The organism is Mycolicibacillus koreensis, assembly GCF_002104795.1.
In the GTDB taxonomy this organism is placed as follows: domain Bacteria; phylum Actinomycetota; class Actinomycetes; order Mycobacteriales; family Mycobacteriaceae; genus Mycobacterium; species Mycobacterium koreense.
The window spans coordinates 89,658-114,395 of record NZ_NCXO01000004.1; the positions used below are offsets into that span (position 1 = coordinate 89,658).

25 protein-coding genes are annotated in these 24,738 nt (G+C 70.4%); 6 read left to right on the forward strand and 19 right to left on the reverse strand.

Annotated elements, in window-relative coordinates; translation table 11 throughout:
* Window positions 1-107 precede the first annotated feature (107 nt).
* The 3 genes from B8W67_RS03070 to B8W67_RS03080 form a co-directional block, all read right to left on the reverse strand.
* On the reverse strand, window positions 108-548 hold the full coding sequence (locus B8W67_RS03070) for a DUF4189 domain-containing protein (RefSeq protein WP_234793921.1): 441 nt from the start codon (window positions 546-548) through the stop codon (window positions 108-110).
* Window positions 549-554: 6 nt separating this feature from the next.
* Window positions 555-1,292, reverse strand: a complete 738-nt coding sequence (locus B8W67_RS03075; RefSeq protein ID WP_069392597.1) for an LppX_LprAFG lipoprotein — start codon at window positions 1,290-1,292, stop codon at window positions 555-557.
* 281 nt (window positions 1,293-1,573) lie between these two features.
* Entirely contained in the window at window positions 1,574-4,150 is a 2,577-nt protein-coding gene (locus B8W67_RS03080; protein ID WP_372507416.1) for an FtsK/SpoIIIE family DNA translocase, read from the reverse strand.
* Window positions 4,151-4,351: 201 nt separating this feature from the next.
* On the opposite strand from B8W67_RS03080, the gene B8W67_RS03085 reads away from it, so the two are divergent.
* Window positions 4,352-4,666, forward strand: coding sequence for a putative quinol monooxygenase (locus B8W67_RS03085; protein WP_085302268.1), 315 nt, complete (start codon window positions 4,352-4,354; stop codon window positions 4,664-4,666).
* 35 nt (window positions 4,667-4,701) lie between these two features.
* The gene (locus tag B8W67_RS03090) at window positions 4,702-5,574 is read left to right on the forward strand and encodes an SAM-dependent methyltransferase (protein ID WP_084228877.1); all 873 of its coding nucleotides are present in this window, start codon (window positions 4,702-4,704) and stop codon (window positions 5,572-5,574) included.
* 4 nt (window positions 5,575-5,578) lie between these two features.
* On the opposite strand, the gene B8W67_RS03095 is transcribed toward B8W67_RS03090, so the two are convergent.
* The 3 genes from B8W67_RS03095 to thyX all read right to left on the reverse strand — a co-directional run bounded on the left by B8W67_RS03095 (window position 5,579) and on the right by thyX (window position 9,016).
* The gene (locus B8W67_RS03095; protein ID WP_069392599.1) at window positions 5,579-7,255 is read right to left on the reverse strand and encodes a ribonuclease J; all 1,677 of its coding nucleotides are present in this window, start codon (window positions 7,253-7,255) and stop codon (window positions 5,579-5,581) included.
* Window positions 7,256-7,262: 7 nt separating this feature from the next.
* On the reverse strand, window positions 7,263-8,111 hold the full coding sequence (gene dapA / locus B8W67_RS03100) for a 4-hydroxy-tetrahydrodipicolinate synthase (protein ID WP_275080217.1): 849 nt from the start codon (window positions 8,109-8,111) through the stop codon (window positions 7,263-7,265).
* Window positions 8,112-8,272: 161 nt separating this feature from the next.
* Entirely contained in the window at window positions 8,273-9,016 is a 744-nt protein-coding gene (gene thyX, locus B8W67_RS03105; RefSeq protein ID WP_085302225.1) for an FAD-dependent thymidylate synthase, read from the reverse strand.
* 91 nt (window positions 9,017-9,107) lie between these two features.
* Between thyX and B8W67_RS03110 the strand changes: the two genes are divergently transcribed.
* Entirely contained in the window at window positions 9,108-10,592 is a 1,485-nt protein-coding gene (locus tag B8W67_RS03110) for an FAD-dependent monooxygenase (protein ID WP_085302227.1), read from the forward strand.
* Entirely contained in the window at window positions 10,589-11,197 is a 609-nt protein-coding gene (locus B8W67_RS03115) for an acyl-CoA-like ligand-binding transcription factor (protein WP_069392603.1), read from the forward strand. The genes B8W67_RS03110 and B8W67_RS03115 overlap by 4 nt, the downstream gene beginning before the upstream one ends.
* A 10-nt stretch (window positions 11,198-11,207) precedes the next feature.
* On the opposite strand, the gene B8W67_RS03120 is transcribed toward B8W67_RS03115, so the two are convergent.
* Genes B8W67_RS03120 through B8W67_RS03130 form a run of 3 tightly spaced genes read right to left on the reverse strand, consistent with a single transcriptional unit; the run spans window position 11,208 to window position 13,707 of the window.
* The gene (locus B8W67_RS03120; protein WP_069392604.1) at window positions 11,208-12,434 is read right to left on the reverse strand and encodes a winged helix-turn-helix domain-containing protein; all 1,227 of its coding nucleotides are present in this window, start codon (window positions 12,432-12,434) and stop codon (window positions 11,208-11,210) included.
* Window positions 12,431-12,910 carry a dihydrofolate reductase gene (locus B8W67_RS03125; RefSeq protein ID WP_069392605.1) on the reverse strand — a complete coding sequence of 160 codons (480 nt, stop codon included), beginning with the start codon at window positions 12,908-12,910 and terminating at the stop codon, window positions 12,431-12,433. The genes B8W67_RS03120 and B8W67_RS03125 overlap by 4 nt, the downstream gene beginning before the upstream one ends.
* A complete protein-coding gene (locus tag B8W67_RS03130; RefSeq protein ID WP_069392606.1) occupies window positions 12,907-13,707 on the reverse strand; it encodes a thymidylate synthase in 801 nt (266 codons plus the stop codon). Before B8W67_RS03130 ends, B8W67_RS03125 begins: the two co-directional genes overlap by 4 nt.
* 33 nt (window positions 13,708-13,740) lie before the next feature.
* Here B8W67_RS03130 and B8W67_RS03135 point away from each other — a divergent pair, with 33 nt between their 5' ends.
* Entirely contained in the window at window positions 13,741-14,478 is a 738-nt protein-coding gene (locus B8W67_RS03135) for a dienelactone hydrolase family protein (RefSeq protein ID WP_069392607.1), read from the forward strand.
* Here the strand turns inward: B8W67_RS03135 and B8W67_RS03140 are convergent.
* The 9 genes from B8W67_RS03140 to B8W67_RS03180 all read right to left on the reverse strand — a co-directional run bounded on the left by B8W67_RS03140 (window position 14,475) and on the right by B8W67_RS03180 (window position 22,570).
* Window positions 14,475-14,936: a hypothetical protein gene (locus B8W67_RS03140; protein WP_085302229.1), complete on the reverse strand. Its 462-nt coding sequence runs from the start codon at window positions 14,934-14,936 to the stop codon at window positions 14,475-14,477. The genes B8W67_RS03135 and B8W67_RS03140 overlap by 4 nt on opposite strands.
* 97 nt (window positions 14,937-15,033) lie before the next feature.
* Window positions 15,034-15,489, reverse strand: coding sequence for a flavodoxin family protein (locus tag B8W67_RS03145; RefSeq protein WP_069392609.1), 456 nt, complete (start codon window positions 15,487-15,489; stop codon window positions 15,034-15,036).
* Window positions 15,486-15,986: a hypothetical protein gene (locus tag B8W67_RS03150; RefSeq protein ID WP_069392610.1), complete on the reverse strand. Its 501-nt coding sequence runs from the start codon at window positions 15,984-15,986 to the stop codon at window positions 15,486-15,488. The genes B8W67_RS03145 and B8W67_RS03150 overlap by 4 nt, the downstream gene beginning before the upstream one ends.
* On the reverse strand, window positions 15,983-16,720 hold the full coding sequence (gene dapB / locus B8W67_RS03155) for a 4-hydroxy-tetrahydrodipicolinate reductase (protein WP_069392611.1): 738 nt from the start codon (window positions 16,718-16,720) through the stop codon (window positions 15,983-15,985). The genes B8W67_RS03150 and dapB overlap by 4 nt, the downstream gene beginning before the upstream one ends.
* Before the next feature lie 73 nt (window positions 16,721-16,793).
* Window positions 16,794-17,870 (reverse strand): PDR/VanB family oxidoreductase, encoded by a 1,077-nt coding sequence (locus tag B8W67_RS03160; protein ID WP_069392612.1) that lies wholly within the window; start codon window positions 17,868-17,870, stop codon window positions 16,794-16,796.
* 24 nt (window positions 17,871-17,894) lie between these two features.
* Entirely contained in the window at window positions 17,895-19,688 is a 1,794-nt protein-coding gene (locus tag B8W67_RS03165; RefSeq protein ID WP_069392613.1) for an SDR family oxidoreductase, read from the reverse strand.
* 9 nt (window positions 19,689-19,697) lie between these two features.
* The gene (locus B8W67_RS03170; protein WP_069392614.1) at window positions 19,698-20,630 is read right to left on the reverse strand and encodes a metal-dependent hydrolase; all 933 of its coding nucleotides are present in this window, start codon (window positions 20,628-20,630) and stop codon (window positions 19,698-19,700) included.
* A gap of 103 nt (window positions 20,631-20,733) precedes the next feature.
* Window positions 20,734-21,204, reverse strand: coding sequence for an SRPBCC family protein (locus tag B8W67_RS03175; protein ID WP_085302230.1), 471 nt, complete (start codon window positions 21,202-21,204; stop codon window positions 20,734-20,736).
* A 259-nt stretch (window positions 21,205-21,463) separates the two neighbouring features.
* The gene (locus B8W67_RS03180; RefSeq protein WP_085302232.1) at window positions 21,464-22,570 is read right to left on the reverse strand and encodes a type I restriction endonuclease; all 1,107 of its coding nucleotides are present in this window, start codon (window positions 22,568-22,570) and stop codon (window positions 21,464-21,466) included.
* 225 nt (window positions 22,571-22,795) lie between these two features.
* Between B8W67_RS03180 and B8W67_RS03185 the strand changes: the two genes are divergently transcribed.
* Window positions 22,796-23,716, forward strand: coding sequence for a DUF1028 domain-containing protein (locus B8W67_RS03185; protein WP_069392652.1), 921 nt, complete (start codon window positions 22,796-22,798; stop codon window positions 23,714-23,716).
* Here B8W67_RS03185 and B8W67_RS03190 read toward each other — a convergent pair.
* On the reverse strand, window positions 23,713-24,729 hold the full coding sequence (locus B8W67_RS03190; protein ID WP_372507415.1) for a nitronate monooxygenase: 1,017 nt from the start codon (window positions 24,727-24,729) through the stop codon (window positions 23,713-23,715). The two genes, B8W67_RS03185 and B8W67_RS03190, sit on opposite strands and share 4 nt — an antisense overlap.
* Window positions 24,730-24,738 lie beyond the last annotated feature (9 nt).

The following is a 24,738-nucleotide window of genomic DNA, read 5'->3' on the forward strand; positions in this document are numbered from 1 at the left end:
TCCATCTCGCGGTGGTGCGCACCTGTGCCCCGGTCACCCCGGCCCTTGTCACGACATACCGCTGGGGCCCAGGCAATTGACGCCTGCGCCCCAGCCGGTGGTCGAAACTAGTTACACTGCCAGCTGAGGATCCAGCCACCGGGGGCATGGTTCAGCGCTTCGTTCATGGCCAACTGCAGAGTCGGCCCGTAGCCCCCCGCCCTGGAGTTGCTGTTCTGCGCAACCGCACCGCATTCGGTGAAGCTGACCAGAACCTGGCAGTCGGTGTACCCGCAGTAGCTCAGTGCCATGTTGTTCGCCGAGTCCTTGGTCGGGTGATCCCAGGCCCGGCCACCGGATCCGGTGGAGGCTGAGTAGGCGATCGCGCCCCAGTAGCTGGCGGCGTTGGCAGCCGGTGCCACAGCGAGTGTCATCCCGACCACCGATGCCAAACTGGCCACGACGGCGGAAGCCTGCCGTCGAAAAGAGGCCTGTGCCATGGTTTTTCCTTTCTCGATCCGGTTCACCGGATAGGAGTCAATAGGGGTGGATTTGACGGTGGTTTCCATGGCGTTTTACACCGGTGGCTTCGTAACTTCGACCTTCTTGCCCCACTCGGACAAGACCATGGTCAGGACGGCACCATCGACGGGAACGACCTGCACCTTCACCGGGTAGTTCGTGCCGTCATCGGCGATCCAGACGGTGGTGGGCATCTCCACGGCGTCCTTGGGGGCCAGCCGAGAACCCGACAGCGCCATGATGTCGTCGGTCGACGACGTACCACTGACCTTGGTCGTCTCGGTGCCGTCGATCGTCTCGGTGCCCTCTTTCTTCGGGTCTTTCAGCTTGCTCAGCACGTTCGCCAGACCCTTGTCGGGGTCGAGAATGGTCGACACGTCGTAAATCGAGGCACCGTCACCGAAATCGGTGAATGCGCCGCCCGGGTCGCCGACGTCGGAGTAGAGATGGCCGTCGACGTAGACGAACTTGGCGTCGATGTCTTTTTGACCGACGATCAGCGTCGCATCACCGGTGGCCGCGGTTTGCGGGTCGTTGGAGATGTCGCCCTCGAGGGTTTTGACCGCCAGGTTCGGCACGGTGCCCTCGGTCGTGATCTTCATGTGCAGGCCGGTGACCTCGCTCAATGCCTGCGCGGAGTCCTCAACGAGCTGAGCGGCGTCACCGTTGGACCCGTTGTTCTGCCCCGTGTCGGTGGTTCCGGAGTCCGAAGAGGAGCAACCGGAGAGGGTCAGTGCTGCCGCGACGAATGCGGATGTTGCGACCACACCGGTTCGAAACCGGAGTTTCATAGACATCTCCTTTGTAGGTTCGCGGCAGCGCCGCAGGTTCGACTCCGCTGGAGCCGGAGAAAATCTTAACCGGACTCCGGGAGAACCGAACACAAAAATTTCCTAAATTCCGTGGGGTTCCGGTCGGACAGCACAACTGTAAACGACGCCGCCGAGCCCCGAACACACGAAAATATTCCGCGGTCGCACCACCGCGCGCACCGGCGACAACTCGGTGAACCGCCGTCACCGACGGCCAGAATCCCTGCCGCGCAGTGCGGTTGAACTCCCTGCGAGTGTGGTCAGTAGCCCTCGGCGTCGGGCTCGGTGTCCCCGGTGGCCCCGGGCTCGCCACCGCCGCGGATGGCCATCAGCGTTGCCGCCAACTCGTCGGGTTTGACCAGCACCTCACGGGCTTTGGAGCCCTCCGAGGGGCCCACGATGCTGCGGGTCTCCATCAGGTCCATCAACCGGCCGGCCTTGGCGAATCCGACCCGCAGCTTGCGCTGCAACATCGAGGTGGAGCCGAACTGGCTGGAGACGACCAACTCGACCGCTTGCAGGAACACATCCATGTCGTCGCCGATGTCGGGGTCGACGTCCTTGCGGTCCGCACCGGTCTTGGTGGCGGTCACGCCGTCGGTGTACTCCGGTTCGGCCTGTTCCTTGCAGGCGCTGACCACGGCATGGATCTCCTCATCGGTGATGAAGGCACCCTGCAGTCGCACCGGCTTGTTGGCCCCCATCGGCAAGAACAGACCGTCGCCCATCCCGATCAACCGCTCGGCGCCGGACTGGTCCAAGATGACGCGGCTGTCGGTCAGCGACGAGGTCGCGAACGCCAGTCGGGACGGCACGTTGGTCTTGATCAGGCCGGTGACCACGTCCACCGAGGGCCGCTGGGTGGCCAGCACCAGATGGATCCCGGCCGCACGCGCCTTCTGGGTGATCCGCACGATCGCGTCTTCGACGTCACGCGGCGCGGTCATCATCAGGTCGGCCAGCTCGTCGACGATCGCCACCACGTAGGGGTACGGCCGGTATTCACGCTGGCTGCCCAGCGGCGCGGTGATCTCCCCGGAACGCACCTTCGCGTTGAAGTCGTCGATGTGGCGCACCCGTGAGGCCTTCATGTCCTGATAGCGCTGCTCCATCTCCTCGACCAGCCAGGCCAACGCCGCCGCAGCCTTCTTCGGCTCGGTGATGATCGGGGTGATCAGGTGCGGGATGCCCTCATACGGGGTCAACTCGACCATCTTCGGGTCGATGAGGATCATCCGGACCTCGTCGGGGGTGGCCCGGGCCAGCAGCGACACCAGCATCGAGTTGACGAAGCTGGACTTCCCGGATCCGGTGGACCCGGCCACCAGCAGGTGCGGCATCTTGGCGAGGTTGGCCGAGATGAAATCGCCTTCGATGTCTTTGCCCAGCCCGATCACCAGCGGGTGGTGATCGCGGCGGGTCGACGGGGCGGTGAGCACGTCGGCCAGCCGCACCATCTCCCGATCGGTGTTGGGCACCTCGATACCCACCGCCGACTTGCCGGGAATCGGCGCCAGCATCCGCACGCTCTCGGTGGCCACCGCGTAGGCGATGTTCTTCTGCAGGGCGGTGATCTTCTCCACCTTCACACCGGGCCCGAGTTCCACCTCGTAGCGGGTGACGGTGGGCCCGCGGGTGCAGCCGGTGACCGCGGCATCGACCTTGAACTGCTGGAGCACCGACGAAATCGAGTCGGCCATCTTCTCGTTGGCCGCGGTGCGCCGCTTCGGCGGATCCCCGGCGGTGAGCAGGGCCAACGGCGGCAGCGCGTAGGCCCCTTCGACGACCCGATCCAGCGCCAGGGTGTCGCGCTCGGCGGGCGGGGTGGCCGCTTTCGCCGCGGACTTGCCGGAGCGTCGGCGCCGTGCCGGGCGCTCGGCCGGCTCCGCCTCATCGAGTGGGTAGTTCTCCTGCGGCGTTCCCGTCGGCGCGGCCACGTCCTCGGCCAGCTCCGCGTAGGCGGCGGGATCGTCGTAGTAGCCGTCGGAGAAGTCCTCCGCCGCCGGTTCGCCGGCCCAGCGGGTGGGGGCGCCATCATCACCGGCATCAACATCATCGCCGTCATCACCGTCATAGTCGTATTCGGCGTCGTCGAAGTAGTCGTCGCGGTGGGCGCCGCTGGCGAACATCGCCCGGATGGCCGCGGGGGCCTCCCGAAGGGTGGTGCCGCTGAGCAGCAGCACCCCGAAGAGCGCGGCAAGCACCAACAGCGGCGCGGCGATGAACGGCGTCAGCCCGTCCGAGAGCGGCCCGCCGATCGCGAAGCCGACGAAACCGCCGGCGTGCTGACGCCCGGCGGGGTCCTGCGGCGAACTCGACCACAGATGCGTGAGCCCCAGCGCCGGCAGCGCGACCAGCGCCGCGCCGAGCACCAGCCGCGGCCGCGCATCCGGGTCGGGCTCGCTGCGCATCACGATCACCCCGATCACCGCGGCGATCAGCGGCACCACGACGACCGCGGCACCGATGACGCTGCGCAGCGCACTGTCGACCCAGTCGCCGACCGGCCCGGCGGCGTCGAACCACGAGCTGGCCGCCACCACCACGGCACCGGCCAGCAGCGCCAGCGCGATGCCGTCGCGGCGATGGCCCGGGTCGATATCGCGGGCCCGCCCCACCGATCGCGCCGTGCCGCCCACCCCGCGGGCCAGCATCAGCCAGGAAGCGCGAGCGGCGCGACCGCAGGTCGCCGCCGCCCCGGCGGTCCGCGAGGGGCGGCGGGGCGGCGCCGGTCGGCGCTGCGGAGCCGGCTTGCGGGCGGGTCGCGCCCCGCTCCGCGATGGGGCCTTTGACCTGCTCGTTCGGTTTCCGGATCGGGCGGCGGTCTTGCTCGGCATGCCGACCAGCCTAGTCGCAAACACCTCATCAGCACCATAGGCCACACGGGTCACTGACATTCGGGCTGTCGGGAGACGCAGTTCACCGGTGTATAAGGTGACAGGCGTCACTACCGGTGACCGGCGGTGACGCCGGGGCTGCGGGTCCTGCCCGCCGAGCCGCACCCGCCGAGCCCGATCCGCCGTGAGGAGAACCCGCCGATGCCCGTCGTGGTCGTTGCCAGCATGACCGTCAAACCCGAGTCCGTCGCCAGCGTCGAGGAGATCGTGACCAAGACCGTCGCCGAGGTGCACACCGAACCGGGCTGCGAGTTGTATGCGCTGCATCGCAACGACACCACGTTCGTGTTCATCGAGCAGTGGGCCGACCCGGAGGCGTTGAAGGCGCACGGGTCCGCCCCCGCGGTCACCGCCATGTTCTCCGCACTCGGCGCACACCTCGACGGTGCACCGCAGATCACCACGCTGCAGCCGGTTCCGGCCGGCGACCCCGCGAAGGGCCAGTTGCGCGGCTGAGCACCGCGCCGACCGCCGATCAGCAAGGGAGGACTGTGACGCCGCGACCCGCAGCCCAGACCGCCGCCGGCCCGATGGTGCTGGCGGCGATCGAGCAGCATGAGCCACCCGAGCGCCGCCTCGTCGACGACGACCTGGCCGAGTTGTTGCTGCCTGCGCGGCTGCGCTGGTCGGTGCGCGCCATGCGCCCGGCCCTGCTGCGTCGCGCGCTGCGGGCGGCCACGGAGCGCTCGGCGCCGGGGATCTGGGCGACCGTGACCTGCCGCAAACGGTTCATCGACGACACCCTCGACGCCGCCCTCGACGAGGTCGACGCGGTGGTGATCCTCGGCGCGGGCCTCGACACCCGCGCCTACCGGGTGCTGCGGCGCCGGCGCATCCCGATCTTCGAGGTGGATCTGCCGGTCAACATCGCCCGCAAGGCGGCTGCGGTGCGCCGCGCCCTGGGCGAGCTGCCGCTGTCGGTGCGTCTGGTCGCCGTCGATCTGGAGAACGATGACCTGCTGACGGCGTTGGCCGAACACGGCTACAACACCGACTATCGGGTGTTCTTCCTCTGCGAAGGGGTCACCCAGTACCTCACGGATTCCGCGGTGGCCACCACGTTGGCGGGGCTGCGGGCCGCCGCGCCGGGCAGCCGGCTGGTCTTCACCTATGTGCGGCGCCGCTTCATCGACGGCACCGACGACTACGGCGCCGCCGCGCTGTATCGCCGGATGTGTCAGCGTCGGCGGGTGTGGCGGTTCGGGCTGGAGCCCGAGGACATCGAGGCGTTTTTGGCCGGCTACGGCTGGCGGCTGATCGAACAGCTCGGCGGCGAGGACATCGCCCGGCGCTACATCGCGCCGACCGGCCGCGCCGTGGGCGCCAGCGACCTGGAGTGGGCGGTCTCGGCGATCAAGCGGTGAGCCCTCAGATCTCCAGGATGGTCGGCACGATCATCGGTTGGCGCCGGTAGGTCTCGCCCACCCACCGTCCGACCGTGCGCCGCACCGCCTGCACGATCCGGGCCGGCTCGGTGATGTTCTGCGCGGCCAGCGATTCCAGCTCGGCGGCAACCTTGGCGGCCACCGGCTCGAGGGCCTTCGGGTTCTCCGAGAACCCGCGGGCCTGCAGGTGCGGCGGTGCGACCGGGCGGCCGGTGCCCCGGCGCACCACCACGGTCACCGCGATGAACCCCGACGACAGCACCAGCCGCTCCCCCAGCGTGGCGTCGCCGACGTCACCGTGGACCAGGCCGTCGATGAACATCTTCCCGACCGGAACCGCCCCGGCGATGCGGGCGTTGCCGGCGACCAAATCGACGCTGACACCGTTCTCGGCCAGCACGATCGACTCCTCGGGCACCCCGGTGCGCGCCGCCAGCGCCGCGTTGGCCCGCAGCATCCGCCAGGTGCCGTGCACCGGCATCACGTTGCGCGGGCGGATCCCGTTGTAGAGGAACAACAGCTCCCCGGCGTAGGCGTGCCCGGAGACGTGCACCCGCACCTGGGCATTGGTGACGACCCGCGCACCGATCTTGGCCAGCGCGTCCATCACCCCGTAGACGGCCTCCTCGTTGCCCGGGATCAGCGACGAGGACAGCACCACCAGGTCATCGGCGGTGAGCGTGATCGACCGGTGCTCGCCGCGCGACATCCGTGACAACGCGGCCATCGGCTCGCCCTGGGTGCCGGTGGTGACCAGCACCACCCGGTCGGGCGGCAGCGCCTCGGCGGCGCCGATGTCGACCAGGTCGGCATCGTCGACGTGCAGGAAGCCCAGCTCACGCGCGATGTTCATGTTGCGCACCATGGAGCGCCCGACGAAGGCGACACGACGGCCCAGCGCTACCGCCGCGTCGATGATCTGCTGGACCCGGTCGACGTTGGAGGCGAAACAGGCCACGATGACCCGGCCCTCGGCACCGCGGATCAGCCGGTGCAGGGTGGGGCCCACCTCGCTCTCGCTGGGGCTGACGCCGGGGATCTCGGCATTGGTCGAATCACACAGGAACAGATCCACCCCGGCCGCGCCCAGCCGCGACATGCCGGGCAGGTCGGTCGGCCGGCCGTCGGGCGGGAGCTGGTCGAGTTTGATGTCGCCGGTGTGCAGCAGCGTGCCCGCGCCGGTGTGCACCGCGATCGCCAGCGCATCGGGGATGGAGTGGTTGACCGCGAAGTACTCGCATTCGAAGACACCGTGGGTGCTGCGCTGCCCCTCGGCGACGACCTCGATGGCCGGTTTGATGCGGTGCTCCCGGCATTTGGCGCTGACCAGCGCCAACGTGAACCGCGAGCCGACCACCGGGAGGTCGGGACGCAGTTTGAGCAGAAAGGGGATCGCCCCGATGTGGTCCTCGTGGGCGTGGGTCAACACCAGCGCCTCGATGTCGTCGACGCGGTCCTCGATGTGGCGCAGGTCCGGCAGGATCAAATCCACGCCCGGCTCGTCGTGACCGGGGAACAGCACCCCGCAGTCGATGACCAGCAGCCGGCCCAGATGCTCGAGCACGGTCATGTTGCGCCCGATCTCCCCGATCCCGCCGAGCGCGGTGACCCTCAGCCCGCCCGGCTGCAGCGGACCGGGAGGTTTCAGTGCGGGCGTCATCGGCGGCTCACCGCAGCACCCCCGCGGCGCGCATGTCGGCTTCCAGCGCAGCCACCTCCTCGGGGGTGGCCGGGACCTGGGGCAGCCGGGGGTCCCCGACATCCATGCCGAGCAGACGCAGCCCCGCCTTGGACATGGTGACCCCGCCGAGGCGCACCTGGGAGGCGGCGAGTTGGCCGATGGCCACGCTGATCTTGCGGGCGGTGTCGATGTCACCGGCGTTGAACGCCGTGAGCATGTCGCGCAGATGGCCGGCGGCGAAATGCCCCCAGACGCTGATGAACCCGACCGCCCCGGTCGCCAGCCACGGCAGGTTCAGGGCATCGTCGCCGGAGTAGTAGACCAGGCCGGTTTCGGCCATCAGCTGCCCGGCCGCATGCAGGTCGGCCTTCGCGTCCTTGATTCCGACGATGTTCGGGTGGGCGGCCAGGGTGCGGATGGTGTCCGGGGCGATCGGCACGATCGAACGCGGCGGAATGTCGTAGAGCAGCACCGGCAGGTCGGAGGCATCGGCGACCGCGGTGAAATGTCCGACCAGCCCGGCCTGCGGGGGCCGCGAATAGTAGGGCGTGACGACCAGCAGCCCGTGGGCGCCCTCGGCGGCGCAGAACCGCGCCAGCTGCACGCTGTGCGAGGTGTCGTTGCTGCCCGCCCCGGCGATGATCCGGGCCCGGTCACCGACCGCTTCGAGCACCGCGCGCAGCAGCCGGATCTTCTCGAAGTCGTCGGTGGTCGGCGACTCGCCGGTGGTGCCCGAGAGCACCAGCCCGTCGCAGCCGGCGTCCACCAGGTGGGTCGCCAACCGTGCGGCGGTCTCGGTGTCCAGCGACCCGTCCGGGTGGAACGGGGTCACCATCGCCGTCAGCACGGTGCCCAGCTGGGTGCGGGCATCGAATCCGCTGGTATTCACGGCACAGAGATTACCCGCAGAGTGCACGCTGCCGTAGCCGCGCCCGCCGCCGATCTGCCGTGCGCGCCGATTGTGTGATCGGAGTCTCGGCTCCGGCCGCGGGGTGCTCAGGCCTCGGTGGCCAGCGGCGAGGTGGCCACTTCGCTGCCGTCGGCCAACGTGGTGATCTCGAAGTCGGCGAAGACCGTCGGCGCGGCCTCGGCGAGTAGGCGCAGGCAGGCCAGCGCCACCCGCCGGATCTCCAGGTCGGCGTTCTCACTGCCCCGCATGGCCACGAAATGCCGCCAGGCCCGGTAGTTTCCGCTGACCACCAGCCGGGTTTCGGTCGCGTTGGGCAACACCGCCCGGGCGGCCTGGCGGGCCTGTTTGCGCGCCCCGGCGGTCACCCCGACGCTGTCCTGCAACCGCGCCAGCAGCGCGGTGTAGGCGGCGTGGTCGGCGTCGGCGGCGGCGGTGAGCAGCTCCTGCAGGTGCGGATCGCTCTCCAGTTCCGGCGGCAGCACCACCCGCGCGGCGACGTCGGGCACGTAACGCTGGGACAGCTCGGAGAACGACAGGTGCCGGTGGCGGACCAGTTCGTGGGCACAGGACCGCGACACCCCGGTGATGTAGACGGTGGCGCTGGCGTGCTCGAACACTGCGAGATGACCGACATCGAGGAGATGACGCAGGTAGGCGGCGTTGGTCGCGGTGCGCGGGTTGGGTTTGGACCAACTTTCATAGCACGCCCGCCCGGCGAATTCGACCAGCGCCTCTCCCCCGTGGGCGTCGGTGCTCCACGGCACCGCCGGGGGCGCGGTGAACTCGGTCTGGGCGATCAGCTGCACCTGCAGCGAGGCGGTTTCGGCCACGGCGCCCTACCTTAGTCGCCGGTTGCGGGGCGCCGCCGACCCAGTTAATGTTAGTCACTAACTTGTTAGTCGATAACACTACGGGGGCGCCATGGACACCGAGGTTCTGGTGGCCGGGGCGGGGCCGACCGGGCTCACGCTGGCGTGCCGCCTGGCGGCCGCGGGGATCGGGGTGCGGGTCATCGACGCCGCCGGCGCCCCGGCCACGACGTCGCGGGCGTTGGCGCTGCAGCCGCGCGGAATCGAAGTGCTGGCCCGCACCGGGGTGCTGGCCGACCTGCGCGGCCGCGCCCAGCAGATCACCCGGCTCGCGATCGTCGTCGACGGCCGCGAACTCGCCACGCTGCGCCTCGAGCAGGCACTGAGACGCTGGCACGGCCCCGGGGTGCTGGTGGTCTCGCAGGCCGAGATCGAAGCCACCCTGCGCGCCCGGCTGACCGCCCTCGGGGTGCCCATCGAGTGGGACCGGCCCCTGACCGGGCTCAGCCAGGACCGCGACGCGGTGACCGCGCAGGTCGGTGAGCAGACGATCCGCTGCGGCTGGCTGATCGGCGCCGACGGTGGGCGCAGCACGGTGCGCAAGAGCGCCGAGGTCGACTTCCCCGGCATGCCGCTGATCGAGAACTTCCTGCTCGCCGACGTGCACGCCACGATCGACCGGCCCCGCGACGCGACCGTGGCGTGGCTGCGCGACGCCGACCTGCTGGCAGCGTTTCCGCTGCCCGGGGCGGACCTGTGGCGGTTGATGGCGCCCGCGCCCGCCCACGGGCCGACCCCGCAGTCCCCCGAGGAGGTCGTGGAGTATCTGGCGGCGCGGCTCGATGAGGAGGCCGGCGGCCGGGTCGGCGCCACCGAGTGGACGTCGGTGTTCCGCATCCAGCGCCGGCTCGCCGCGCGCTATCGCACCGGGCGGGTGCTGCTGGCCGGCGACGCCGCCCACATCCACAGCCCGCTGGGCGGGCAAGGACTCAACACCGGGATCGGGGATGCGGAGAACCTGGCCTGGAAACTGGCCCTGGTGGCCGGTGGACGCGCCGGGGCGGGGTTGCTGGACAGCTATGAGGCCGAGCGACGCCCGGTCGCCGAGGACGTGCTGGCCTCGACCAGTCAGGCGACCATGACCGCCCTCGGCAAGGGGTGGGCCGCACGCATCCTGCGCGACCGGGTGGCGGTGCCGCTGCTCAACCGCCGGTGGGTGCAGCGGTTCATCGCCGCCCAGGCCTCCCAGCTGCGGGTGAGCTACCGGCACGGCCCGCTCGGCGGGCGCGGCCGCCGGCTCGCCCGCGGCCCCCGGCCCGGCGACCGGGTTCCCAACACCACCCACCGCACCGCCGACGGCGGTGCGGTGCGACTGCATGATGCCCTCGCCGACGGCTGGGTGCTGGTCGGGGACGCCGCGCTGGCCGAGATCGCCCGCCACCGCCTCGGGGCGCTCACCCACCTCCCGGCCACCGAGACCGATTCGCTTTTGGTGCGCCCCGATGCGCACCTGGGCTGGCGGGGGCGCGATCCGCAGGCCCTGACCGACTGGCTGGATCGGGTGCTGGAGCCCGCCGACGCGGCGGACCGGCGGTGAGCGGCGACTGGCGGGCGGCCAAGCGGGCCGCCACCCGGCGCACCATCCAGCAGCACGCCCTGGCGCTGTTCGCCGCGCAGGGCTACGAGGCGACGACGGTCGAGGAGATCGCCGCGGCGGCCGGGGTCTCCCATATGACCTTCTTCCGGTATTTCCCGCAGAAGGAGGCGGTGGTGGAGTCCGACGACTACGACCCGCTGATGGCGCGTCTGCTGGCGGCCCGGCCGGCCGGCGAACCGCCGCTGGTGGCGTTGCACGCCGCGTTGCGCCAGACCTACCACCACGTGCTCGCCGTCGACCGCGACGCGATGGCCACGCGGGTGCAGCTGGTCATGAGCACGCCGGCGCTGCGCTCCCGGCTGTGGGTCGCCCAGGACTCCACCGTGGCGTTGTTCGCCGACGGCCTGGCAGCGCGGGCCGGGGTGGCCGAACCGGACCTGACGATGACGGCGCAGGCCGCGGCGGCGCTGGGCGCCTCCGGCGCCGCACTCACAGCGTGGGCCGCCGCACCGGAGCGCGACCTGGTGGCCCTGCTCGATGCGGCGTTCGCCGCGCTGCACGCCGGTTTCGGCGAACCGGGCGGACGCCCGCTGGGCGACGCCTGACCGGTGGGACTCAGTGCCTGCGCAGTGCCGTGCGCAGCGCGCCCACCAGGTCACCGCGTGAGCCCACCGCGACGTCGTCGAGCCCCAGCCAGGACGCCATGGCCCCCAGCTCACCGGCCAGCGCGGCGGCCACCCGGGAGCGGTCTCGTCCCGGTTCGCCGAACGCGCCGATCACCTGCAGCACCCCGCGCGCCCGGTCGGCTTTGAGGTCGACGCGGCCCACCAGTTCCCCGTCGAGCAGAAACGGCCACACGTAGTAGCCGTAGCGGCGCCGCGGTGCCGGCGTGTAGATCTCCAGGCGGTAGTGAAAGTCGAACAGCCGCGCCACCCGGGGGCGACAGAAGATCAGCGGATCGAACGGACACAGTAGCGCGGTGCCGACGTCGCGGCGCGGGACTCGTTGGCCGCCAGTGAGATACGCGGTGTCCGGCCAGCCCTCGACGGTGACGGGTTCCAGCGCACCGCCGGCGACCAGCGCCGCGATCGCCGGTTTGGTCTGCGCGGCCGACAGCCGGAAGTAGTCGCGCAGGTCGGCGGCGGTGGCCACCCCGAGCGCGCCCGCGGCACGGGCGACCAGCTCCCGGATCGCTGTCGGCTCGTCGACGTCGCAGGCCACGACGTCGGCGGGCAGCACGTTCTCGACCAGGTCGTAGTGCCGGGCGAACCCGACGCGGGTGGCGGTGGTCAGCCGCCCGGCGGAGAACAGCGCCTCGGCGACCCATTTGGTGGCACTGCGGTTGCCCCAGGAGCCGCCGGCGCGGGCACCGGCGCGCCCGCCGCCGGCGACGTCAGCGACGTGGGCCTCGATCTGCCCGGCGGTGGCCGGACCCAACTCGGTGACCGCGGCGAGTACCGCCTCGGCCAGGTCCGGGTTGGCGCGCACCACGTGGCGGCCCCACCGGCCGTGCGGGAAGCGGCGCATCCGCCAGCGCAGCAGCGGCCAGTCCTCGACGGCGATCAGGGCGGCCTCGTGCGCCCAGTACTCCACCAGCATCCGCGGCCCCGGCCCCCAGGCGGCGCGGTCGAGCAGCGCCCGGTCATACGGGCCGAGCCGGGAGAAGACCGGCGCGTAGTGGGCGCGCACCGCCACCGACACTGAATCCAGTTGCAGCAGCTGGATTCGCGCCAGGAGCCGACGCAGGTGGGCGCGGGTCACCGGAGCCCGTGGAGCAGGCCGGTCGAAGCCCTGGGCGCGCACGGCGATGCGGCGCGCCTGGGCCCGGGTCAGCGTGCTCACGCCCGCCGGTAGCTCACAAAGCGGTAGCGCAGACCGGTACGGCTGGTCTGCCAGTCGCCCACCTCGGCCTGCCAGGAGTCGTCGAGCACCGGGGCGAGCACATCGCCGGGGCGGGCGGTGACGGCGGCGTCGACCTCGGTCACCTCGCAGCGGGTCGCCCGCGGCAGGGCCAGCGCATAGATCTCGCCTCCCCCGATCACCCAGCTGTCCGGTTCGGCGATCACCGACTCGAGGTCGCTGACCACTTGGGCTCCGGCGGCGGTGTAGCCGGGGTTGCGGGTGACGACGATGTTGCGCCGCTTGGGCAGCGGGCGCACCGCCTCCGGCAGCGACTCCCAGGTGCGCCGCCCCATCACCACGGTGCGCCCGGTGGTCAGCGCCTTGAAATGCGCCAGGTCCTCGGGCAGATGCCAGGGGATGGTCCCGTCGCGCCCGATCACCGCGGTGCGCGACTGCGCCCAGATCAGCCCGGTCATACCGCGACGGGGGCTTTGATCGCCGGGTGCGGGTCGTAGTCGACGACGGTGACGTCGTCGAAGGTGTAGTCGAAGATCGAGTCCCGCGGCGCCAGGTGCAGCCGCGGGTAGGGCCGGGCCGGCCGGGAGAGCTGTTCGCGGACCTGCTCGACGTGGTTGTTGTAGATGTGGCAGTCCCCGCCGGTCCACACGAACTCCCCGACGGCCAGATCGGCCTGCGCCGCCATCATGTGGGTCAGCAGCGCGTAGCTGGCGATGTTGAACGGCACACCCAAGAACAGGTCGGCGCTGCGCTGGTAGAGCTGGCAGCTGAGCCTGCCGTCGGCGACATAGAACTGGAACAGGGCGTGGCACGGCGCGAGCGCCATCTTGTCCAACTCGGCGACGTTCCACGCCGAGACGATGATGCGCCGGGAGTCCGGGTCGGTGCGCAGCAGGTGCACCGCCCGTTCGATCTGGTCGATGTGCTCGCCGGTCGGCGTGGGCCAGGAACGCCACTGCGCCCCGTAGATCGGGCCCAGATCGCCGCTCTGCGAGGCCCATTCGTCCCAGATGCTCACGCCGTGGTCGCGTAGCCAACCGACGTTGGTGTCGCCGCGCAGGAACCACAGCAGTTCATAGATCACCGACTTGGTGTGCACTTTTTTTGTGGTGATCAGGGGGAATCCGGCCGCCAGGTCGTAGCGCAGCTGGTGACCGAACAGGCTGCGGGTTCCGGTACCGGTGCGGTCGGCTTTGGCGGTTCCCTGCTCAAGAACCAGGGCCAGGAGATCCTCGTACGGGGTAGCGATCGGCACACGCTCAGCTTACGGGGCGGTACAACGGTAACCATGCCGATCCTCACCGACACCCTCACCACCGCCGACGGCTCCTGCCGGCTCACCCTGGCGGTCCCCGACGGCCCCGGGCCGTGGCCGGGCGTGGTGATGTATCCCGACGCGGGCGGAGCACGCGAGACGTTCACGCAGATGGCCGCGCACCTGGCCGGGTTCGGGTACGTGGTGCTGGTCCCCGACGTGTACTACCGCCGGGACTGGGCGCCGTTCGACATGGCGACCGCGTTCACCGATCCGACCGAACGGGCCCGGATATTCGGGTTGATGCGCTCGGTGACCCCGCAGCGCATGGCCGCCGATGCCGCGGCGTTCTTCGACTACCTCGCCGGGCGCCCGGAGGTCGCCGGGCAGCCCTTCGGGGTGTGCGGCTATTGCATGGGTGGGCGCACCGCCCTGGTGGTGGCCGGTCGGCTCGGCGAGTGGGTCGCCGCGGCGGCCTCGTTCCACGGCGGCGGGCTGGCCACCGACGCCGCCGACAGTCCGCACCGGGCGGCACCCGACATCCGCGCGGCGGTGTATGTCGCCGGCGCGCAGGGCGACGCCAGCTTCACCGCGGCGCAGGCCCGCCAGTTGGAGGAGGCGCTCAGCGCCGCCGGGGTGGAGCACACCGTCGAGATCTATCCGGCTGCCCACGGTTTCGCCGTCCCCGACAACCCGCCGTATGACCCGCAGGCCGCCGAGCGGCACTGGGCGGCGCTGCGCGAGTTCTTCGCCGCCCGGCTCGGCGGCTAGCTGGCCGCGGGGTGGCGGCGGTCGAGTGCGGCCCGCACCGACCGCACCACCCCGCGCGCCGCGTACACCGCGGTGATCCCCGCCAGCACGAGCAGCGCCACGAACAGCGCCAGCCAGTTGGGTCGGGAATGGTCGACGTGCCACCAGATGACCGCGAACAACACCACGCAGACGAACAGCACGACGTCGCGCCAGTTGCCGCGATACGACAGCGCCCAGCCGCGCAGCGCCCGACGCTGCTCGGCGGCGGCAATCAGCGCATCGATGCGGTCGTCGACGGTGCGCTGCAGTGCGGCCCGACGCGCGGCCTGCTCGGCGGGCAGCCGCTCCAGCAGGTCGAGGTCGGCGTTGATCCCGGCGCGGATGTCGGGTCCGCGCAGGTTGCCGACTGCGGCACCCAGCAGCGCCCCACCCACCAAGGGCGCCGAACCCAACGCGATCTCAGCCAGACCGGGCATCGCTGCGCTCCTTCACCGGAGTTGATCCGCCGGCGGCACCGTCGGCCCGCTCACCGTAACCCCCGGCCGGCGGGCCGAGGGCCTCCAGCGGCGCCGCTCATCCCATCAGGTGGGCCGCCAGGGTGCCACCCAGTTCCCAGCACGCCTCGAGATGCTCCTTGCCGGGTTTTCCCGAGACCGTCACATAGTCGGCGGCCTTGGTCCAACCCAGTCCGGTGGTGATCGAGTCGACAGCCCGCTCCGCACCCTCGGTGCCCTCGTTGCCGTGCAGGTACAGCCCGAACGGCCGGCCCCGGGTGGCGTCGAGGATCTGGTAGTAGGTGGTGTCGAAGGCGTGCTTGAGGGCCCCGGAGATGTAGCCCAGGTTGGCCGGACTGCCGAGCAGGTAGCCGTCGGCGGCCAGCATGTCGGACTCCGACACGCTCAACGCCGGGCGGCGCACCACCTCCACGCCCTCGATCTGCGGGTCGGTGGCCCCGGCGAGCACCGCCTCGAACATCGCCTGGCAGAACGGCGACGGGGTGTGGTGGATGATCAGCAGTGTCGCGCTCATCGGCCCTCCTGCATCGCGACGGCTTTTTTCATCACTGCCCGCGCCCGACCGCGGTCACCGGCGTAGTCGTAGGCGCGGGCCAGCCGGTACCAGCGCCGCCAGTCGCCGGGATCGGCCTCGACCTCGGCGCGCACCCGGTGGAACAAGGTGTCCGCGGCGTCGCGGTCCACCCGCCCGGAGGGGCGCTTGGGCAACGCGCTGACGTCGAGTTCCATCCCGTCGGCGGCGGCCAGGCGCGCCAGCCGCTGATGGGCGAAGCCGGCACGCAGCGTCGCCACCAGCGCCCAGGCACCGACGACCGGCATGATCAGCACCGCCAGGCCCAGCCCCACCGCCGCGGGCCGCCCGGTGCCGATCAGCAGCAGTGCCGAACGCCCGAGCAGGATGAAATACCCGATCAACGCCACGCACATGGCTGCGATCAGCACCTGCAGCCGCAGGGCGCGCGCGCCGTCAGCCTTGGGGTCAGCCTTGGGGTCGGCCGGGTCGGTGTTCATTGCAGATCGAGCAACGGCTCGATGCCCAGCGTCAGCCCCGGCCGCGCAGCGATCCCGCGCACTCCCAGCAGAACCCCGGGCACAAACGAGGTGCGGTCGTAGCTGTCGTGGCGGATGCTCAGGGTCTCCCCCGTCGTGCCGAACAGCACCTCCTGGTGGGCGACCATGCCGGTCATCCGCACCGCGTGCACCGGCACCCCGTTGACGTCGGCGCCGCGCGCCCCGGGCAGTGCGGTGCTGGTGGCGTCCGGGTTGGCCGGCATCCCGGCACGTGCCTCGGCGATGACCTCGGCGGTGCGGGTGGCCGTGCCCGAGGGGGCGTCGGCCTTGTGCGGGTGGTGGTATTCGATGACCTCCACCGATTCGAAATGCCGGGCCGCTTGCCGGGCGAAGTGCATGCACAGCACCGCGCCGATCGCGAAGTTCGGCGCGATGAGCACCCCGGTATTCGGGGAGTCGGCCAGCCATCCGCGGACCTGATCGACGCGCCGCTCGGTGAATCCGGTGGTGCCCACCACGGCGTGAATGTTGTTGTCGATGAGAAACTTCAGGTTGTCCATCACCACGTCGGGGTGGGTGAAGTCGATGACCACCTCGGTGCCGGTCTCGACGAGCCGGCTCATCGGGTCATCGGCGTCGATCTCGGCGGACAGCGTCAGGTCGTCGGCCTCCCGCACCGCGGTGACCATGGTGGTTCCGACCTTGCCCCGGGCGCCCAGCACTGCGACTCGCATAGTCAAAGCCTAGTCGGGCGCCGCGGCGCGCCGGGCGGGTGCATGCGAATGAGCCTCCGCGCCCGGCGCCCGATCAACGGTCGATGACGATGCGCCCCCCGCGGGAGCGCGACACACAGACCAGCATGTCGTGCTCGCCTTCGGCGGTACGTCCGCACCGGTCGACCGCGCCGTCGAGCACCCCGACCCGGCAGGTGCCGCAGAAGCCCTGCTGACAGGAGTACGGCGTGGTCGGGTCGGTCTCGAGCATCACCGCCAACGCCGACCGGTCGGCGGGTACCTGCAGGATCCTCCCCGATCGGGCCAACTCGAGCTCGAAGGGGACGCCGTCGATGATCGGCGGCGGGCTGAACCGTTCGTAGTGCAGCGGTGCGTCGGCGTGCTCGCCGCGAGCGACCCGCACCGCCTCGAGCATGCCGCCGGGCCCGCAGACGTAGACCGCGGTGTCACCGTCGGCGTCGGCGAGCAGTTCGGCGACCGTGGCGATGCGACCGCGTTCGTCGTCGGCCCACACGGTGACCCGCTGCGGATCGACGGCCATCACCTCGTCGAGCAGCGGCATGTACTCGCGGCTGCGCCCGACGTAGACCGCACGCCAGTTCAGTGCGCGCGCCTGCGCCTCACGAATCATCGGCAGAATGGGGGTGACTCCGATGCCCCCGATGACGAAGAGCACCGCCGATTCCCCACTGCCGAGATGAAAAGCGTTGCGGGGCCCTTCAAAGTGCAGCGTGTCGCCTTCGCGGTAGGCCTCGTGCATCTCGATCGACCCGCCGTTGCCGTCGGCGATGCGGCGCACCGCGATGCGGTAGTCCAGGCGCCGGCCAGGCTCACCGCAGAGGGAATACTGCCGTCGCCGCCCCGACGGCAACACGACGTCGATGTGCCCGCCCGGCGTCCACGCCGGCAGCAGTCCCCCGTCCGGGTCGGCCAACGTCAACGCCACCACGTCGGGGGCGAGCGTCTGGCGTTTGGTGATCACGGCGGTGCGGGTGCGCGGCACCGGGGTGATTCTCGCCGGGTTCCACCGTGACGCGGCGGTCACTCCCGCGAACAGCACCCCGATCCCCCACAGCGCGGTGTAGAGCCGGTCCCGTTGCCGGCGGCCGTACAGGTCGCCGGGTCGGGTTCCCCAAAGCTTTTGCGACACAGAGTCTTCCCTTACTCGATCTGGTCAGGTCTGACGGATGTCCATCCGTGCGAGCAGCCGGATCGCGCCCGGGCTGATCCGGCGCATCGCGTAGGCCAGCCGCGATTCCGGGGCGATCGGCAGGACTGCCGGCCCGGTGCGCACCGCGTTGACGATCGCCGTGGCGGTCGCCTCCGGGGTGTAGTTGCGCCGCCGGTAGGCGGCGTCGGCCCTGTCGCGGGCCTGCTGCTCGGCCTCGGCGGACATGCCCGCGTAGACGGTGCTCTTGGCGATGTTGGTGTTGACGAACCCCGGGCAGACCGCGGTCACGGTGATGCCGTCGTCGGCCAGGTCGGCGCGCAACGATTCGCTGAATGCCAGGACCGCCGCCTTGGTGGTGCTGTAGGCGACCATCGCCTTCGACGGCAGATAGGCCGAGGCGCTGGAGACGTTGATGATGGTGCCGCCTTCTCCACGGTTGACCATCTGTTCGGCGAACACCCGACTGCCGGTGAGCACCGCGCGCAGGTTGACCGCCAAGATCGCATCCCAGTTCTGCGGGGATGTCTCCAAAAAGCGTCCCGCCATACCGATTCCGGCGTTGTTGATCAGAATGTCGACCACACCGTGTTCGCTGGCGACCTGTTCGGCCAACGCGGCGATGGCGGCGTCGTCGGTGACGTCGACCCGGTAGGCCGCGGCCTCGGATCCGGCGGCGCGCACCTCCTCGGCGGTCGCCTCGGCGGCGTCGGCGTCGCGGTCGACGACGACGACGGTGCGCGCGCCCTGGCGGGCCAGCTCCACCGCGGTGGCCCGCCCGATCCCCGCGCCGGCCCCGGTGACCAACGCCAGCTTGCCCGCCGGGTCACGACGCCCGGTTCGCACCTGCGTCGGCCCGCTCGGGGTGGTGCCGGCCTGCGCCCGGTCCACCCATTCGGCGGTCAGCCGGGCGATCACGTCGGGGCGGGCGGTGACGACCCAGTGACCGCCCTCGATGGGCACCACGCGGCCTCCGTCGGGCACCGCGCCGGTGTACCGCTGCAGGGCGGGGGTGACGAAGATGTCCTTGCGCGGCACCAGAACCTGGACCGGCACCGTGGTCTCCGGCAGCGCCGCGGCCGGGTTCAGCAGCGGCGCAGGCATGTTCGCCCGGTACAGGTTCAGGCCGTTGAGGTAGTCCTTCTGGGTGCGCAGCGCCGGGAGCTGCCGGGCGCGGGTGCTGCTGCGCCCGATCCGGTCCATCGCGGCGATGACGCGCTGCCCCAGCCCGGACCGGAACAGCGCCTCGGGCACCCGCGGGGTCAAGAACAGCCCGATGTAGCCGGAGGCCAGCCCCTGGGTGATCACGTCGGCGAGGGATCGCGGGCTGCGCCCCGAGCGCAGGAACCGGCCCGCGTAGTCCAGGTGCGGTCCGGAGATCGACGTGTAGGACGCGATCGCGGGGCTCAGCGCCGCGTCGGTGACCGCCGCCCAGCCCTGGATCGAGCCCCAGTCGTGGCCCAGCAGGTGCACCCGCTCGACACCGAGGTCGGCGATGACCGCGCCGATGTCGGCCAGCAACTGCGGGAACCGGTAGGCCGACCGTTCGGCGGGCACCGTCGACGCGCCGGCGCCGCGCACGTCGAAGGCGACGATGTTGTAGCGGTCCGGGTAGGAGCCGATCAGCTCGGCGGCCACCCCGTCCCAGATGTGGTGGTTGTCGGGGTAGCCGTGGATCGCCAGGAGCGTCGGGCGCCCCGGGTCGACGGCGGTGTAGCGGTGAACGGCCAGTGTCACCCCGTCGTCGGCTGTAACCCGCGTGGTTTCGGTCGGCGGCGCGGTGGGTGCGGCGTCGGTCATCGGCGCTCCTTAATGGGCGGCCCGGGCCGCCGGGGAGACGGCCAGGTAGTTGACGGCCTGCTCCACCCCGCCGAGCTGGGAGGGGTGGAAGCCGGGGCGATAGTAGGCGCCAATCACGCGCAGGAACCGCCACGGGGCTGGCACCAGGCCGCGGCGCGCGGAGGCGAACCAGTCCCGCCAGCGTGGCGCGGTGCCGGCGGGCAGCTCGGGGTCCACCGAGTACATGAACCGCAGCCCGCGCACCCACAGCAGCAGCATCAGCGGGGTGACCAGCAGCTGGGTGCGCACCTGGCGCAGATAGCCGGCCTGCAGATGTTTCATCACGTCGAAGGCGACCGCCTTGTGTTCGACTTCCTCCGCGCCGTGCCAGCGCAGCATGTCCAGCATCACCGGATCGGTGCCGATCGCGTCGTGCGCGGGGGTCTGGAGGATCCACTCGCCCAGGATCGCGGTGTAGTGCTCGACCGCGGCGACCAGCGCGACGCGCTCCACCAGCCAGGCCCGCTGCCGTCGCACGCTCCAGCGGGGCCGGTCACCGAGCAGTTTCTCGAACAGCCAGCGGATCTGGTCGGTGAACGGTGACAGGTCGATGCCGCGGGCGGCGAAGTGGTCGACGACCCCGGCGTGCGCCTGCGAATGGATGGCCTCCTGCCCGATGAATCCCTGGACGTCGCGGCGCAGCTGCTCGTCGCGGATCAGCGGCAGCGCCTGCTTGAACACCTCGACGAAGAACTCCTCCCCGGCCGGCAGCAACAGGTGCAGCACATTGCAGAAGTGGGTGGCGAACGGTTCGCCGGGCACGTAGTGCACCGGCAGCTGCGCCCAGTCGAAGCGGACGTCGCGGGCCTGCAGCACGATGTGTTCGTGGTCCGACGCCGTGTCGCGCTCGGCGATGTGGGTCTGCCGGTGCGTCTCGGGGTCGCGCGGGTTCGCGGTGAGCATCCCAACCTCCAGGTTTACAAATTCCTATGATTTGTCGTGATTGTGGACAAATCGAATAATTGAGTATAGGTCGGGGGCTCGGATTCGGGAACCCCGGAGCGCATCATCGCCGTTCGGCGCGCTGTTTGAGCCGGCCCAGGGTCAGCCGGATGTGTTCGGTGTTGGCGGCGGCGCGGTCGGAGACTCCGGTGACCAGTCCGGTGATTCCGCGGATCCAGGGGGGCCGGCGGTCCCAGGTGCTCTCGGTGACCTCACAGCCGTCGTCGGTCGGGGTGATCTCGTAGGCCCAGCGGGCCACCGGCACGATCGCGGTGCGCACGTCGAAGGCGAACCGGCGTCCCGGCTCGGCCTCGGCGACGGTGCAGGTGGTGCTCCACCGCCGCCGACCGTGGCGGTTGTCGCCGGTGAACACCGCTCCGGGCTGCGCCGCGTCGCCGCGTCGCCACCGCATCGCGGTGGTCTCCTCGGCCAACTCGGCCAGGGTCGAAAGGTCGGTGATGAGCGCGTAGACGGTCTCCGGTGCGGCGTCGATCCTGATGGACCCGGTCGCCGACGGGGCTGCTGAGGTGGTCATGGCAGTGATCCTCTCACCGATTCGGCGCCGTGTGGTCACACGATCGTGGGGTCGGCGGGCAGGCCCAGCAGCGTGATGCTGCGTAGGCGCAACTCGGCCTTGCGAACTTTGCCGGTCGCGGTCAGCGGGAACGCATCGGTGAGTTGGCTGACCGTTGCGGGGAATTGTTTGGCGGGCCAACCGACGGTTGTCCGTCACCATCCTGCGGCAACGATAGAGGGGCAACTAGGTGCACATACAAGATCGGATTATTGGGATCTCACGTGTTTTCGTGCCTCCGGATCGCTTTGCGGATCAAGTCTGTGACGTTGTAGATGTCGATGACGGTCTGTATGTCGTGGCGAACACCGGTGTTGTCCGCCTCGAACGTCGTGACGTACTTCGTTGTCTGGCTGTTCAGATGTAGACGGATGATCGGCTTTCGGTTGTTGTCGTCGAGCAATACCGCGAAGTACGACTTCGCGTCCCTGAACACCACACGCTCCGGTGGTACCTCGGCCACCGCGATAGCCCGGACGATGTTGAACCCTTCTAGCTCTTCGTCGGTGGTGATGATGTCGGAGGCGATAACGTCGTCTGAGCGTTCCCCGGCGGGCTCAGCAGGGGCCTCGACCACCGAAACTCTGCCTGGCATGTTGATTATCTCCGCGTCGTCCCCGAGAGCATTCTGAAGTCGGTCATTAACCTGACCGTTAATGTACTGATTGATCGCTTTGACGATCAGCGGACGAAACTGATCCATGACCTTTTGCGTAGCGTTGCCGGCGTAGACCTTCCCGATGAAGAACCGAAGCCAGTCGTTAGAGGGGTCTTTGACCTCTATCGCGATGATCCGCTTGATCATCCCGATGTATTTAAGCTCTTCGGCAACGTTCATCACCGAGTCGAGGTCAAAGGCTTCTTTAGACAGCTTTTGAAGTTCGGGGACCAGGGTGCTGTCGATGTTGAGCAGGTCGAACACCAAGAACGGTTTCTCGTCCATCCGATTCGGTACATCACCGTCGGTGTAGACTTGGTACTCCTGCCCGTTCGTCAAGATCGCGATACGTGCGTCGGTTGTCGCGAAGTACCGGAACAGTTGGGAAGCATGGCGGAGAGTGAGTACTTCCCCCACCTTCTTACATTCGATGAGTAAGCAGACCTTGCCGTCTTTCATCACGGCGTAGTCGATTTTCTCGCCTCGCTTAGTGCCGACATCGCAGTGAAATTCTGGTACCACCTCGTTCGGATTGAACACATCGTAGCCGAGCACCTTCGAGATGAACGGCATAACGAAAGCGTTTTTCGTCGCCTCTTCAGTTTCGATCGTGCTTTTGAGGTCGCGGACTTTCTTCGCGATCTCGTAGATGCTGTCTGTAAAGCTCACGGTGCTGCTCCTATACCGGCCACCAGCTCGACGGACTAGCGGTCTTAACGGCTTAGATTAGACGAATCCGACAATAATCTCAGGTGGTTCTCATTTTCATCATCAGTGCGAGACGGTCCACCGAACCACTCGCGCGCACGGACCAGTAGTTGATCGGCTGCACCGCGCCCGGGCCATCGGCCCGGCACTGCTCGATCGTAGATGCCCCTTGGGACAATCGGGGCCATGACCTACTCGGTGTTACTGCGCGACCCGGCGACCGGCGGGTTCGCGGTGGCGGTGCAGTCGCATTACCTGGCGGTGGGCGCGGTGGTGCCGTGGGCGCTGGCGGGGGTGGGCGCGGTGGCCACCCAGGCGGTCCCCGATCGGGGGTACGGGCCGCGGGGCCTGGCGGCACTGGAGGCCGGTGCGGGCGCCGCGACGGCGCTGCGCGGGCTGGTGGCCGCCGACGAGGCCCGCGACCTGCGGCAGGTGGCGATGATCGACGCGACCGGCGCCACCGCCGTGCACACCGGGGCGCGCTGCCTGCCGGCCGCCGGCCACCGCAGCGGCGACGGGTGGTGCGTGCAGGGCAACCTGCTCACCGACGAGTCGGTTCTCGACGCGATGGCGGGCGCTATCACCGCTACCGGGCACCCCGACCCGGCGCGGCGGCTGCTGGCGGCGTTGCAGGCCGGCGAGGACGCCGGGGGTGACCTGCGCGGTCGGCAGTCGGCGGCCCTGCTGGTGGTCAGCGGTGTGCGCGGGCCGGCGCCGCACGACCAGGTGCTGGTGGATCTGCGTGTCGACGACAGCGCCGAGCCGATCACCGACCTGGCCCGGCTGCTGGAGCGCCACCACGCCGCCGCCGCCCTGGGGGCGGCCTTCGGTCTGGTCATCGACGGTGACGAGCAGCTTCCGGCGGGCCTGGTCGACGCGGTCACGGCCGGAACCCGCACCGTCGAGCCGGTGCTCGGTGCCGACAATCCGGAGGGCCCGCTGTGGCGGGCGGTGCTGCTGGCCCGCAGCGGGCGCCTCGCCGAGGCGCACACCGAGTACCGCGCCGCGGCGGCCCGCCAGCCCCGGCTGCGCAATGTGGGGCCGCGGCTGGCCGCGGCGGGTCTGCTGTCGGCGGAGGCGGCCGCCGCGCTCTGCGACCCGGATTAACCAGCCAGCGCGGCGATGATCTCCGCGGCCGGTCCCGGCCGGGTCGCGGCGTGCCCGACCCCGGCCCACAGGCTGGTGCCGTCGGGGTCCCCGGCGGCCACCGCGGCCGCCCGGATCGGCGCAGTCATCCGGTTGACCTGCGGATATCCCGCCGGGGCGAGCGGGCTCAGGCCCGCGGTGAACGTGTTGGTCAGGCTGCGCGCCCAGCGCCCGGAGAAGGCCCGGGTGACCACCGTGGCACCGGAGCGCCGGGCCGCCAGCGCGGCACGGTGCACCGGATTGGTCCCGGCCTCATCGGCGAGCAGCAACGCGGTCCCGACCTGTGCGGCGCACGCACCGGCGCGGCGCGCCGCGGCGATGTCGGCGGGGTCGGCGAGTCCCCCGGCGGCGATCACCGGCACCGAGTGGGCGGCACCGATCGCGGTGAGCAGCTCGGTCAGCGGCACGGTGGCCGGCTCGGCGTCGGGGTCGAAGGTGCCGCGGTGCCCGCCGGCGCCGGGTCCCTGCACGACGAGGCCGCCGGCACCGGCGTCGACCGCCGCCGCGGCTTCGTCCACCGAGGTGACCGTGACCAGGGTCGCGATGCCGCGGTGTGCCAGGGCGGTGAGCACGTCGCGGGCCGGGGTGCCGAAGGTGAACGACACCACCGCGGGCCGGGCATCGGCCACCGCCTCGAGTTTCTGTTCCCAGCCGTCGTCGTCGAACTCCGGCGCCCCGACCCGGGTGCGGTACCGGTCGGCCAGCGGCGCCAGCGCCTCGGCGTAGCGGTCCAACGCGGCCGGTGTCGCGGTACTGGGCTGTGGGACGAACAGGTTCACCCCGATGGGCGCGCTGCTGCGGGCCGCGGCGGCGGCGAGGTCGTCGGCGAGTCGCTGTGGGCTGACATACCCGCCGGCGATGAAGCCCAGCCCGCCGGCCTCGGAGACCGCGACCGCCATGTCGACGGTGCTGGGGCCGCCGGCCATCGGCGCGGCGACGATCGGGATCGGCAGGTCGGTCACGGCGAACATCACCGCCCCAGT